12 protein-coding genes are annotated in these 12,282 nt (G+C 65.5%); 4 read left to right on the forward strand and 8 right to left on the reverse strand.

The genetic code is table 11. The features are described 5' to 3' along the window. From gspG to ACIQUF_RS09330, 6 genes are read right to left on the reverse strand one after another with little or no spacing between them, the layout of a single operon-like run. Positions 1 to 435: a type II secretion system major pseudopilin GspG gene (gspG, locus tag ACIQUF_RS09305; RefSeq protein WP_400802845.1), complete on the reverse strand. Its 435-nt coding sequence runs from the start codon at positions 433 to 435 to the stop codon at positions 1 to 3. An 18-nt stretch (positions 436 to 453) separates the two neighbouring features. Beyond that, the gene (gene gspF, locus ACIQUF_RS09310) at positions 454 to 1,656 is read right to left on the reverse strand and encodes a type II secretion system inner membrane protein GspF (RefSeq protein ID WP_403130845.1); all 1,203 of its coding nucleotides are present in this window, start codon (positions 1,654 to 1,656) and stop codon (positions 454 to 456) included. Between the two features lie 3 nt (positions 1,657 to 1,659). Then, a complete protein-coding gene (locus tag ACIQUF_RS09315; RefSeq protein ID WP_403130847.1) occupies positions 1,660 to 3,108 on the reverse strand; it encodes a GspE/PulE family protein in 1,449 nt (482 codons plus the stop codon). Then, the gene (gene gspD, locus ACIQUF_RS09320) at positions 3,108 to 5,042 is read right to left on the reverse strand and encodes a type II secretion system secretin GspD (RefSeq protein ID WP_403131389.1); all 1,935 of its coding nucleotides are present in this window, start codon (positions 5,040 to 5,042) and stop codon (positions 3,108 to 3,110) included. The genes ACIQUF_RS09315 and gspD overlap by 1 nt, the downstream gene beginning before the upstream one ends. A 21-nt stretch (positions 5,043 to 5,063) precedes the next feature. Next, positions 5,064 to 5,489: a pilus assembly protein PilZ gene (locus tag ACIQUF_RS09325; protein ID WP_403130850.1), complete on the reverse strand. Its 426-nt coding sequence runs from the start codon at positions 5,487 to 5,489 to the stop codon at positions 5,064 to 5,066. Continuing rightward, positions 5,486 to 7,126, reverse strand: coding sequence for a lipoprotein UxpA (locus tag ACIQUF_RS09330; protein WP_403130853.1), 1,641 nt, complete (start codon positions 7,124 to 7,126; stop codon positions 5,486 to 5,488). The genes ACIQUF_RS09325 and ACIQUF_RS09330 overlap by 4 nt, the downstream gene beginning before the upstream one ends. A gap of 224 nt (positions 7,127 to 7,350) precedes the next feature. Between ACIQUF_RS09330 and ACIQUF_RS09335 the strand changes: the two genes are divergently transcribed. Beyond that, on the forward strand, positions 7,351 to 9,432 hold the full coding sequence (locus tag ACIQUF_RS09335) for a PhoX family protein (protein WP_403130854.1): 2,082 nt from the start codon (positions 7,351 to 7,353) through the stop codon (positions 9,430 to 9,432). A gap of 141 nt (positions 9,433 to 9,573) precedes the next feature. On the opposite strand, the gene gspK is transcribed toward ACIQUF_RS09335, so the two are convergent. Next, positions 9,574 to 10,539 carry a type II secretion system minor pseudopilin GspK gene (gene gspK / locus ACIQUF_RS09340; protein ID WP_403130857.1) on the reverse strand — a complete coding sequence of 322 codons (966 nt, stop codon included), beginning with the start codon at positions 10,537 to 10,539 and terminating at the stop codon, positions 9,574 to 9,576. A gap of 146 nt (positions 10,540 to 10,685) precedes the next feature. Here gspK and tatA point away from each other — a divergent pair, with 146 nt between their 5' ends. Genes tatA through tatC form a run of 3 tightly spaced genes read left to right on the forward strand, consistent with a single transcriptional unit; the run spans position 10,686 to position 11,943 of the window. Next, positions 10,686 to 10,916 (forward strand): twin-arginine translocase TatA/TatE family subunit, encoded by a 231-nt coding sequence (gene tatA / locus ACIQUF_RS09345; protein ID WP_403130859.1) that lies wholly within the window; start codon positions 10,686 to 10,688, stop codon positions 10,914 to 10,916. Then, complete coding sequence (gene tatB / locus ACIQUF_RS09350; protein WP_403130861.1) at positions 10,916 to 11,188, forward strand: Sec-independent protein translocase protein TatB; 273 nt, start codon at positions 10,916 to 10,918, stop codon at positions 11,186 to 11,188. The genes tatA and tatB overlap by 1 nt, the downstream gene beginning before the upstream one ends. Continuing rightward, a complete protein-coding gene (tatC, locus tag ACIQUF_RS09355) occupies positions 11,185 to 11,943 on the forward strand; it encodes a twin-arginine translocase subunit TatC (protein ID WP_403130864.1) in 759 nt (252 codons plus the stop codon). The genes tatB and tatC overlap by 4 nt, the downstream gene beginning before the upstream one ends. Before the next feature lie 26 nt (positions 11,944 to 11,969). Here tatC and ACIQUF_RS09360 read toward each other — a convergent pair whose 3' ends face one another. Next, a complete protein-coding gene (locus tag ACIQUF_RS09360; RefSeq protein WP_403130866.1) occupies positions 11,970 to 12,281 on the reverse strand; it encodes an NGG1p interacting factor NIF3 in 312 nt (103 codons plus the stop codon). Position 12,282 lies beyond the last annotated feature (1 nt).

Genomic DNA, 12,282 nt, shown 5'->3' on the forward strand with positions numbered 1-12,282 from the left:
TTACAGCGCCCAGTTGCCCAGGTCGGCATCCTGCCCTTCGCCACCTGGCACGCCGTCGGCGCCCAGTGAATAGACATCGACCCGACCATGCTCACCCGGCATGCGGTACTGGTACGGCGTGCCCCACGGGTCTTCCGGCAGGCGGCGCACATAGCCGTCGCTGCGCCACGAACGCGGCAGCGGCTCCTGGGCCGGTTTTTTCACCAACGCGGCCAGGCCCTGTTCATTGCTGGGGAACCGCAGGTTGTCCAGGCGGTACATGTCCAGCGCCTGCTCCAGCGTGGCCAGATCGGCCATGACTTTCTGCTTCATGGCCTTGTCCTGGTTGCCGAGCACGCTGGGGGCGACCACGGCGATCAGCAGGCCGATGATGAAGATCACCACCATGATTTCCATGAGGGTGAAGCCGCGCTGGCGGTTGCGTCGATGCTGCATGGGGATACTCCTTGTCATCTACAGTTGCAGGCCCTGGTTGAGTTGCATGATCGGCAGCAGCACCGCGAGCACGATGAACAGCACCACGGCGCCCATCACCAGGATCATCAGGGGTTCGAAAAGCGCCATGGCGGTGTCCACCTGGCGAGCAAAGCCGCGTTCCTGATCATCGGCGACGCGTTCGAGCATGTCGGCCAGCGTGCCGCTGGCCTCGCCGCTGCCGACCATGTTCACCAGCAACGGCGGAAACTGCTGGCTGGCATCCAGCGCACGATGCAGGCTGGTGCCGCCCTGCACCTGCTGGCGTACCTGTTCCATGGCCAGGCGGATGCGCCGGTTGCCGACGGTTTCGGTGGCCACTTGCAAGGCTTCGAGCAGGGCTACGCCGCTGCTGGTGAGGATCGCCAGGCTGCGTGCCAGGCGGGCGCTTTCCAGCACCTGCAACAACGCGCCGATGCGCGGCATGCGCAAGAGCAGGTCGTCGCGGCGCAAGCACCAGTGCGGTTTACGCAGCAGCCAGCTGCCCAGCAGCGTACTGAGGATTGCCAACCCCAGCAGCCAGGGGCCGGCCTTCACCAGTCCCTGGCTGAGGCCGATCAGCAGTGATGTGATCAGCGGCAGGCTCTGCCCGGCATGGGCAAATTGCTCGGTGAGCTTGGGCACGACGAAGGTCATCAGGCCGATCACCACGGCCAGCGACACGCCCATCAGCACGCAGGGATAAATCAAGGCAGTACGTGCCTTGTGCTGCTGGCGCTGCACCTGCTCCAGGTGATCGGCCAGGCGAGTCAGCACCTGGGCCAGGCGCCCGGAGCGCTCGCCGGCCTCGACTAGCGCGCAGTACAAACCGGTGAACGGCGCACCCTGACGAGCCAGGCTGCGGGCCAGCCCCAGGCCTTCGGCAAGCGAACCCCGCAGCGCCACCAGTACCGCGTGCAACGCTGGCTGGCGCAACTGACGTTCGAGCGTGGCAAGGGCATCGACCAGCGGAATGCCGGCACCGGTCAGGGTCGCCAGCTGGCGGGTCAGCTCACACAGCAGGGCACGGCTCAAGCGCTGCCGGCGCGGTTGCCGGATGCCACCTGCATCGCGCTGCAACTGCCGGGCAAACAGGCCCTGCTCGCGCAGCAGTTGGCGTGCGTGGCGTTCCGTATCGGCCTGCAGGCTGGCTTTGTGGGTCTTACCGGCAAGGTCGACGGCCTGGTAGCGAAAGGTCGGCATGGGTCAGCCCTCGACCACGCGCAGCACTTCGGCCAGGCTGGTCTCGCCGCGGGCCAGGCAGTCGCTGGCCATCGCCACCAGGCTCTGGCGGCGCTCGGCCAGGTAATCCTGCATCGCCAGCTCGCTGGCGCCGTCGTACAGCAAGGCGATCAGGCCGGCGTCCAGCTCGATGAATTCATAGAGGCCCAGGCGGCCGACATAGCCACTGCCCTGGCACTGTTCGCAACCCACCGGGTGATGGCTGCAGCCCAGCATTGCCAGCTCCGGCCACAGCGCGCGCTCGGCTGGCTGCAGCGGTTGCGCCACCGCGCAACTGCACAGGCGTCGCACCAGGCGCTGGGCCAACACGCCGCGCAGACACGAGGCGATCAAGAACGGCTCGATGCCCATGTCGCGCAGGCGGGTGACCGCGCCCACCGCGCTGTTGGTGTGCAGCGTCGACAGCACCAGGTGGCCGGTAAGGCTGGCCTGCACGGCGATCTGCGCGGTTTCCTGGTCGCGGATTTCGCCGAGCATGATCACGTCCGGGTCCTGGCGCAGGATGGCGCGCAGGCCACTGGCAAAGGTCAGCCCGGCACGCGGGTTGATGGCGGTCTGGCCGATGCCGGCAATCGCGTATTCCACCGGGTCTTCGACGGTGAGGATGTTGCGGCTGCCGTCATTGAGGCTATTCAGGCTGGCATACAGCGTGGTGGTCTTGCCCGAGCCGGTCGGGCCGGTCGACAGCACGATCCCGTTGGGCCGCGCCAGGCAACTGCGCAGGCCTTGCAGCACGGCGGCGGGCATACCCAGGTTGCCCAACGCCAGCAGGCTGGCCTGCTTGTCGAGCACACGCATCACCACGCGTTCGCCGTGGATGCCGGGCAGGGTCGAGACGCGCACGTCCACCTCTCTTCCGGCCGCACGCAAGGTGATGCGGCCGTCCTGGGGCTGGCGCTTTTCGGCGATGTCCAACCGCGCCATGACCTTGATCCGCGACACCAGCATCGCCGACAGCGCCCGTGGCGGGCGCAGCACTTCGCGCAGGTGGCCGTCGACGCGCAGGCGCACCACCAGGCTCTGCTCGAAAGTCTCGATATGAATGTCCGAGGCGCGCAGGCGCAGCGCCTGGCCGAACAGGCCATTGATCAGGCGGATTACCGGGGCTTCGTCATCGCTTTCGAGCAGGTCTTCGATGCGCGGCATTTCACTCATCAGGCTGTCCAGGTCGACCTGCTCGCCAATGCCTTCGATCAGCGCGGCGGTGGCGGCATCGCCGGCCTGGTACAACTGGCCGAGGCGCTCATCGAAGGCGGCAGGCTCCAGATATTCCAAGGTCGCGGGGCGGCCATGCACGCGCAGCAGTTCCTGCAATTGATCGCTGTCGGCATCGCGGCGCAGCCACAACTGCCAGCCCGCCTCGGCAGGGGCCACAGCCAACCCGGCCTGGCGTGCCAGGCGATACGGCAGCATCACCAGTCACCGCCTTCGAGGCGCGCGCGGCTGGCCGGGAATACCCGCAGCAGCTGGCCGTCCTGGGCAAGGTCCGGCAAATGCAGCGGGGTGGTCTGTTGCAGGGTGCGGTACTTGTCCTCGCTCAAACCCGCCAGGCTCGGCCCGTCGCGCAGGATGCGCGGGCGGATGAATACCATCAGGTTCTGCTTGGTGTTCTTGCTGGCGTCGGAGCGGAACAGTCGGCCAAGGTACGGGATATCGCCCAGCCCCGGCACACGCTGGTTGCTGGTGCTCAACTCGTCGCTGATCAGCCCGCCGAGGATCACCAGGCCGTTGTCCTCGACCATGACCTTGGTCTTGATCTCGCGCTTGTTGGTGATCACGTCGCTGGCGGCGCTGGAGTCGGCGATCGACGAAACTTCCTGAACGATGTCCAGGCGCACGCTGTTGTCGATGTTGATCTGCGGCTTGATGCGCAGCTTGACCCCGACTTCCTTGCGCTCGATGGTCTGGTACGGGTTGGCGTTGTTCTGCGTCACGGAGCCGGTGACGAAGGGCACCTCCTGGCCGACCAGGATCGACGCCTCGGCGTTGTCCAGGGTCAGCAGGGTTGGTGTCGACAGCAGGTTGAAGCCGCTCTTGCCCTTCAATGCATTGACCAGCATGGCGAAGTTGAAGCCACCGCCGAAATGGCCGATACCGACGGTGGCGCCGGTGGTGGCCGACAGCAGGTCACCGAGCCCTTCGTTGTCGCCACTGGCAGCGGCACCCGCGATATTGGCGATGTTCACTCCGTTACTGCCGAAGTTGACGATGCCGGCACCAAACTTTTCGTCGGCGAACAGCCACTGCACGCCGAGATCCTGGGCGCTGCTGTCGGACACTTCGGCGATGATCGCCTCGACCACCACCTGGGCGCGGCGGATGTCCAGTTGCTCGACGATCGAGCGGTAAGCGGCCAGTTCGCTGTCGGGGCCGACCATGACCACGGCGTTGGTGCCTTCCTCGTATTCCAGGCGGATGCCCGAATCACTGGCTGCGGCCATTACCGGTTTGTCCTTGCCCTCACCCTCGCCTGTCGCTTCGCTGGGCGCGGCGCCTTCCTGGCTCAAGCCGCGCAGCACCTTGACCACCTCGCCGGCATTGGCATGGCGCAGGTAGATCACCTGGGTGTTGCTGCTTTGGCGGTTTTCGCTGGGCTGGTCAAGCTGGCGCAACAGCGTCCTCACCCGCTCGGTGCTGCCACGCACCAGCAACGCATTGCTGCGCGGATCGGCGACTACCTGAGTGCTGTCGGCGCCCTGCTCGCGGGCCAGCAGGCGGGTCAGCAATTGCGCGGTGTCGGCAGCGCTGGCGTGGCGCAGCGGCATGACCTGCAGCGGCTCGTCGCTGACCTGGTCGAGCTGGCGCAACAGGCTGTCGATGCGTTCGAGGTTGCTGCGCCAGTCGGTGACCACCAGCAGGTTGGCCGCGGGATAAGGCGTGATCACGCCAACGCGGGGGTCGATCAACGGTTTGAGAATGCCGAGCATCTGTTCGCTGGCGGCGTTGCGCACATTGAATACGCGGGTGGCCACGCCATCGCTGCCTTCGCTTTTCTTGCCGGCGGGCTCGACCGGCACCGGCTCAAGCCGCGCGGCCTGGTCGGGGACGATCTTCACGCTGCCGTTGGGCAGGTCGACCGTTGCAAAGCCCTGGGCGCGCAACTGGGCAAGGAAAATGTCGTAGATCGCATCGGCATCGTGGCGGTCGACGGTGCGCACGGTGACCTTGCCTTTGACGCGTGGGTCGACAATGAAGGTGGTGCCGGTGATACGCGACACGCTGTCGATGAATTCGCCCAGTTCGGTGTCGACGAAGTTCACTTCGTACAGCGGCGTGCCGTCGTCAGCAAAGGTTTCCGGCTCTTCTGCCCAGGCCAGGGTAAGCGCCAGGCTTAAAGCAGCAGCCACGCAATATTTCACCAGCATCGTTCATCCTTGCCGCTTGAAGCCGGTCACGGCGGGGCGTGGCGGCCAGGGCAGGCGTTCGCGCCGCCCCTGGTTGTCGAAAATCAGGCCATCGGCGTCGATGTCCTGCAACACGATCCCCGGCGCCAGGCGCTGGCCACGGCCGAGGGTGCGCACCTGCTGGCCGTAGCGCAGCACCACCACGCTGGCGGACAGGGGCTGGGCCTTGAGGCCGCCGAGGTACTGCAAGGGCAAGCGGGTGAGCGCGATGGCGCCGTCGTCGGCCGGGGCCTGCCAATGGCCGACCAACAATCCTGGCAGCGGCGTGTTGGCAACTGCAGGTGGGCTGGCCGGTTGCGGCTGGCGCCCCAGTTGCAGCACGCATTGCGCGGCCAGCCAGCCGGCCAGGGTCAGCAGGCCACCGGTGAAAAGGCGCGAGGCCAGGCTCACGACATAACCTGCCGTGGATGCCAGCCAGGGTGACCTTGCACGTAGCGCACTTCGGGCAGTTGCAGGGCCGCCAGTTGCCAGCCCGGTTGCTGCCGCCCGAGCCAGGCTTCGACCCGCTGCCACAGCGGCTCGCCGGCCTGGGCCTCGAATCGCAGGCCGAAGGTGCGACACTGGCCTTGCACCGGGGCCAGACCGGTGATGCGTTTGCCTTGCGGGCTGTAGCTGACGTCCCAGGCCTGACCTTGCCAGCGTGGCAAATCTTGGCTGTTGTCCAGCAGCAGCGGGTCGCCGAACAATTGCTCGGCGGCGTTCTCAAGCACCTGCTCGACCTGCCGGGCCGGGGCCTCGACCACTGGCGCCGGGTAGCTGCCAGTGAGGCTGATCAGATGTTCGCGGGTAATCGGTTCACCGGCGGCGAGGGGGTAGTCGTAGCGCAGGCCTGGCAACAGCACCGGCGTGCTGTCGTCATCGGCCAGGGCCTGATGCAGCAGACGATCCCAGCTGCCGCCACGCGTGTCGCGACGCCACAGCGCCTGCGGGGCGCGGGCCAGCGGCTGGTCGAGCCAGGCGGCGTGGCCGGCGCGTTGCTGGCGCACCTGCGCATGCAACTGGCTGGCGCGCAACTGCGCGGCCGGTGAAAGTTGCTGGGCCAAAGCCGGATAGAAACGCCCATCGAATTGCCATTGCCCCGCCACTTGCTGGCAACGAAGGCGAAAGGCTCCGCTGCCACGACAGCCTGCGAACAGCACCGGTACACGGCGACCGCTCGCCTGAGTCGCTTGTACGGGGGACGGCCACAGGTCCTGGCCGCGGGCGCAGAGCAGCACGTCAACTTGCGCCACCCGCTCGGCCAGCCAAAGGCCCGGCCCGGTGCCGACATCCGCCAGCGCCACCACCAGGTCCGCATCGCGACGCGCCTGTTCGAAAGTGGGCAACAACGATTGGTACCACTGTTTGAGGGAAGCCTTCTGATCCTGAGCATACGGATCGGTGACCCCGACCACGGCGATACGTGCGCCGCCCCGTTCGAAGATTTGCAGGGGCTCCAGCCCCAGGCTTTTGCGCTGATTGTCAGCAAGCCCGGCACCCAGGGTGACAGCAGAAGACTGGCGATACAGCGCCGCACTGCGCTGCGGCCAGAGCACGCGTTCATCGCTGCTGACCCGCGCTTCACTGCCCAGCAGCTGGCTGCCCTGCACCCCGCTCTCGCCCTGGGTCAGATAAGCCAGGCCGCTACCATTCCAACCCTGGCCATTCTCCAGTGTCAGGCTGTTGCCTGCCCCCGCCTCGCCGCGCAATTGCTCAAGCAGGGCTGCCAGCACGGCATAGCCACCCAGTTGTACCGTGGTTGCCTGGTTGGCATCCAGCAAGGGAGCAAGTTGCGGGTACGCCACACTGGCGCTGGCCCCGGTCATCCAAGGTGCGCGGCCCAGGTGGCTGACCGGGCCCAGGCGCGTCGCCGGCACTACGGGCAGGCCGGGTTGCCGTGCATCGAGGGTGTCGGCCACGTAGAGCAGGTCCAGGCTGGCATTACCGCGACCTTGGCTGGGGAAGGCAGAACAGGCGCCGAGCAACGGTGCCAGGGCACCGACACCCATCCAGCTGATCACTTCGCGCCTGTTCACACTGCTTGCCATCGGGCCCGCCATCCTTATCCGAGTTCTCTTTGGGCCCCGGATGTTGCGGCGTTGGCATGACAGTTTGATGGCAGAAATCGGTCAGCCATTCCAAATTGATCTGTCTGTCGTGGAAGTAAGAACTTACAGTTTTAAAGCGCCGTTAACATTTCTGCCAAGGAATCATCACACTAGGGCTCTAAAGTCCCGGTTTCCTTCAACTCAGCCACTATAAGGACACCCTGATGAGTCGAGAATCCGGCGATAACCTGGACCGCAACCTAAGCGGCAACCTGCCGATGGCTAGCGTCATGGACGCTTACCTGAGCCGTCGCAGCGTGATGCGCGGCAGCCTCGGCGCCGCGATCGCCATGATTGCCGGTACCGGCCTGACCGGCTGCTTCGACAGTGGTGGCGGTTCCGACAACGACGACCCGGTCACCGAACCGCCCGTGACCGAGCCACCGGTGACCGAGCCCGAGCCTGAGCCGAAAATGGCCCTGGGCTTCCAGTCGATCCCAGGCTCGCGCACCGACGCCTGCGTGGTCGCCGCCGGCTACAGCGCCTACGTGCTGGCGCCATGGGGCACGCCCATCAACAGCAACGGCAACCCATGGAAATCGGACGGCAGCAACACCTCGACCGACCAGGCCAACGCCATGGGCATGCACCATGACGGCATGCACTTTTTCCCCATCAATGGCAGCTCCGAAGACGGCCTGCTGGCAATCAACTTCGAATACATCGATGCCGCCGCCCTGCACCCCAACGGCCCGACCACCGACGTCAGCGGCAAGCGCCCGGCCGAGGAAGTGCGCAAGGAAATCAACGCCCACGGCGCCGGTGTGGTGCGCCTGCAGAAGCTCAACGGCCGCTGGCAGGTGGTCGACAACGACCCGCTCAACCGCCGTTTCACCACTGCCTCGCGCATGGAAATCACCGGCCCGCTGCGTGGTACCGACCACGTCAAGACCAAGTACTCGGCGGCCGGCACCCATTGCCGCGGCACCAACAACAACTGCGGCAACGGCTACACGCCGTGGGGCACCTACCTGACCTGCGAAGAGAACTGGCCAGGCATCTTCGTCAACAAGGGCACCCGCTCGGAAGACCAGCGCCGCATTGGTGTCGGCACCTCCAGCGGCCAGTACAAGTGGGAGAGCGCTGCCGGTGACAGTACCGAGGTCAGCGACGAGTTCGCCCGCTTCGACGTAACCGTCAAAGGCGCCAGCGCCACCGACGACTACCGCAACGAAGCCAGCACCTATGGCTACATCGTCGAGATCGACCCTTACAACAGCAGCACCCTGGCCACCAAGCGCACTGCCTTGGGCCGCTTCCGCCACGAAGGCTGCTGCCCGGGCCTGCCAGTCGCCGGCAAGCCGCTGGTCTGGTACATGGGCGACGACTCCAACAACGAGTACCTCTACAAGTTCGTCTCCACCGCCGTGTGGGACGCCGCCGACGCCAGCCCCGCTGACCGCCTGGCCACCGGTGCCAAGTACATGGACCAGGGCAAGCTCTACGTCGCCCGCTTCAATGCCGACGGCACGGGCGTGTGGCTGTTGCTCGACGTGGCCACCCCGACCACCACCGGCAGCACCCTCGGCGCCCTCTACGGTGACCTGCCGGGCATCATCCTCAACACCCGTGGTGCAGGCGATGCAGTAGGCGCAACGCCGATGGACCGCCCGGAGTGGACGGCGGTCAACCCGCTCAATGGCGATGTCTACCTGACCCTCACCAACAACAGCGCACGCACCCCGGAAAAGGTCGACGCAGCCAACCCGCGTGGCCCGAACCGCCACGGCCATATCATCCGCTGGCACGACAGCGACGACCAGCTGAGCTTCACCTGGGACATCTTCGTGTTCGGCGCCAACGCCGCCGGTACGGCGGACATCAACCGCTCTGGCCTGACCGAACTCAACCAGTTCGCCAGCCCCGACGGCATGAGCTTCGATAGCCGTGGCGTGCTGTGGTTCGAGACCGACAACGGCGAGACCACGCTCACCGACTACACCAACGACCAACTGCTGGCTGTGATTCCGACCGACCTGGTGGATGGCACTGGCAAGCAGGTGCCGATCAATGCACAGAACCAGGTGGACCTGCGCCGCTTCTTCGTTGGGCCGAATGGTTGCGAGGTGACCGGGATCGCGTTCTCGCCGGATAACAAATCGATGTTCGTGAATATCCAGCATCCGGAGAACTGGCCGTATACCGACAAGGCGACGGATGTGACCCCGGCAGGTGCCACGGTTCGGCCGCGGGCTTCGACGGTGGTGATTCAGCGGGATGATGGCGGCGAGATCGGGACTGCTTGATTGATAGCCGGTCAGTTAGCCTTGTGCTGACTGTATCGGCCTCTTCGCGGGGCAAGCCCGCTCCCACAGGTACCCCACTGTTCTTGAGATCGGTGAGATACCTGTGGGAGCGGGCTTGCCCCGCGGAGAGGCCGGTATGGTTCACCAGAGCATCGGCTCGCGACTCTTCACCCGCACCTGCTGCGCCGGCACCCGCGCATGCCACTGCACCACCCCCAGCGCCTCGACTTGAAACTCGCTGCGCATCGTCCGCCCCTGCTCTTCGAACGACAGCTGCAGCAGAAAATGCCCACTGTTGAGCAGCAAGCCTTCGCTCAACCGCTCGAACGTCTCGTCATCCACCGCGCCCAATGCCTGGCGCAACGCCGACGCATCCTCATACCCCGACGCCGGCCGGCCACTGATGATCCGGCTCAGCAGCGCGCGCGAGTAACGCCCTTCATACAGCGCATCGAGCAACGGCAGATGCTCCAGACCCAGGGCATTGGCATTCAGACGCCAGCCCGTGGTCTGCGGCAACGCACACAGCATCGGGTAGCGGCGTTGACGTACGGCATCCGGTTCCAGCAGCAGGTTCAATTCACTGGTTTCAATCATCGGCTGATTGGCCGCCAGGCGCGGTGGTTGCTGGCGCAGATATTGGTTGCTTTCGGCGCCCTGCAGGCGCGCGTCGCTGTCGCTGTCGAGCCAGTCGGCCAAGGCGTCGACCAGGCGTTCAGCCGCCATGTCGTCGCCCAGCAAGTACCGCAGCTGGCGCTCGGCACGCTCGCCGTCGGCGCCCAGCAGTGCATTGACGTTGAAGCAGGTGTGCTGGTCGCGCACCCGCAGTTGCGCCTGGCCCGCACCAAAGTCGTAGCTCAGCGGCTGCCCGCGCAAGGCTTGCCAGAACAGCGGGCTGAGGCGCCAGGCAGGGTCGCGCAAGGCTTGCTCGGCATACGCCAGCCCGGCTTGTTCCATCGCCCGCACCTGCACGCGCTGGCGCAACAACTGCACCTCGTCGACCTGCCGCCGCCCATCCTCCACCAGCCAAGCCATGCCTGCGGCGAGCATCGCCAGCACCACCATCACCATCAGCAGTGCCGCGCCCTGCTGTCGCTTGCCGCCCATCCTGCAACCACCCTTCCGATCGATCGTGGCGCCAGTCAACACGCGGGTTGTTGCAGTTGGATGGCAATCGCCTTGCATTCATGTGGGCGTCATCTACACGAGGCAGGATTGGCCTTTCTTTTCATGACCTTACAGGAGTAGTTGGTATGGGTGGCATTGGCATCTGGCAATTGGTGATCGTGCTGTTGATCGTGTTTCTGCTGTTTGGCACCAAGCGCCTCAAGGGCTTGGGCAGCGATGTCGGCGAAGCGATCCAGGGCTTTCGCAAATCCATGGGCGGCGAAGGCGAAGCCACTACACCGCCCGCTGCTCAAGTACAGCAGCCACCTTTGACCAGCCAACCGGCACCACAGCCCCAAGCGGAACGGCAGGCCTGATGTTCGAGGTAGGTTTCAGCGAGCTGCTGCTGGTGGGCATCGTCGCCCTGCTGGTCCTCGGCCCGGAGCGCCTGCCGGTGGCGGCGCGCATCCTGGGCCGGGGCCTGGGCCAGGCACGTCGGGCGATGCACGGTTTACGCGCACAGATGGAACGTGAAATAGACATGCCCACTCTCGACAGCGCGCCCCTCCAGCGCCTTGAACAGGAAATCCGCCAGGGCATCAGCCTTGAAGTAGAACCGGTCAACCTGACTCGGGAGAGCACCCCATGAGCATTGCCCTGGACCCTGCTGCACGCATGCCCCTGACCGATCACTTGCGCGACCTGCGCAAGCGCCTGGTGCGTTGCCTGCTGTTGATCGCGGTGGTCTTCGCGGGGTTGTTTCCCTTCGCCCAGCAGCTCTACACGCTGATCTCCGAACCACTGCGCCGCTTCCTCCCGGAAGGCGCCAGCATGATCGCCACCAGCGTCACCTCGCCGTTTCTCACGCCCTTCAAACTGACTGCGATGTGCGCACTGTTCGTGGCCATGCCGCTGCTGCTGCACCAGGCCTGGGGCTTTCTAGCCCCGGGGCTGTACCGCCGCGAGCGGCGCATTGCCCTGCCGTTGCTGGTGTCGAGCATCGTGCTGTTCTACGCTGGCATGGCGTTCGCGTTCTACCTGGTGTTTCCGATGATGTTTGGTTTCTTTGCCAGCGTGACACCGGATGGCGTGGCGATGATGACCGACATCAGCCAGTACCTGGACTTCATCATGGCGCTGTTCCTGGCGTTTGGCCTGGCGTTCGAGATCCCGGTGGCGACGTTCATCGTGGTCTGGGTGGGGTTGGCCGATGTGGCCATGTTGCGTAGAAGCAGGCCCTACGTGATCGTCGGGTGCTTTGTGGTGGGGATGATTCTGACGCCGCCGGATGTGTTTTCGCAGACGATGCTGGCGGTGCCGATGTGGGTGCTGTTTGAGGTGGGTTTGTTGGCGTGCGCCTGGTTGAGGCGGCCTGAGCATAGCCGAGAAATAGGTGCTGAATGAACCGCCCGCGAAGAAGCTGATGCGATCTAGAAGTCGGCGAGACGCCAGACTTCATAGGCCGGCGTCTCGTACGGATGGCTCTGCTTGAGCGCAGCGACGACCTGAGCAATCAGGTCGTCAGCCACCACCAGCTCCACCTTCCACTCCTCGACCACCTCGACCTGGCCGGTTTGCCCAAGGAACGGCTGGCTGCCGTCCAACGGGCGAAACTGGCCCTGGCCGAGGGTTTGCCAGGCGCAGTGGTCGTAGTCGCCGATACGCCCGCCACCGGCGGCGAACACGGCAGCCTTGACCACGTCGACGTGGCTGGCCGGGACGAAGAAGGCGAGCTTGTACACC

Origin of the sequence: Pseudomonas sp. NPDC090233 (genome assembly GCF_044772285.1) — a bacterium.
In the GTDB taxonomy this organism is placed as follows: domain Bacteria; phylum Pseudomonadota; class Gammaproteobacteria; order Pseudomonadales; family Pseudomonadaceae; genus Aquipseudomonas.

Excerpts from the sequence above, each read along its gene's own strand:
- gspK (WP_403130857.1), bottom strand. The coding sequence starts at position 10,539 with ATGGGCGGCAAGCGACAGCAGGGCGCGGCACTGCTGATGGTGATGGTG.
- ACIQUF_RS09315 (WP_403130847.1), bottom strand. The coding sequence starts at position 3,108 with ATGCTGCCGTATCGCCTGGCACGCCAGGCCGGGTTGGCTGTGGCCCCT.
- tatA (WP_403130859.1), top strand. The coding sequence starts at position 10,686 with ATGGGTGGCATTGGCATCTGGCAATTGGTGATCGTGCTGTTGATCGTG.
- tatB (WP_403130861.1), top strand. The coding sequence starts at position 10,916 with ATGTTCGAGGTAGGTTTCAGCGAGCTGCTGCTGGTGGGCATCGTCGCC.
- tatC (WP_403130864.1), top strand. The coding sequence starts at position 11,185 with ATGAGCATTGCCCTGGACCCTGCTGCACGCATGCCCCTGACCGATCAC.
- ACIQUF_RS09330 (WP_403130853.1), bottom strand. The coding sequence starts at position 7,126 with ATGGCAAGCAGTGTGAACAGGCGCGAAGTGATCAGCTGGATGGGTGTC.
- gspF (WP_403130845.1), bottom strand. The coding sequence starts at position 1,656 with ATGCCGACCTTTCGCTACCAGGCCGTCGACCTTGCCGGTAAGACCCAC.
- gspG (WP_400802845.1), bottom strand. The coding sequence starts at position 435 with ATGCAGCATCGACGCAACCGCCAGCGCGGCTTCACCCTCATGGAAATC.
- ACIQUF_RS09335 (WP_403130854.1), top strand. The coding sequence starts at position 7,351 with ATGAGTCGAGAATCCGGCGATAACCTGGACCGCAACCTAAGCGGCAAC.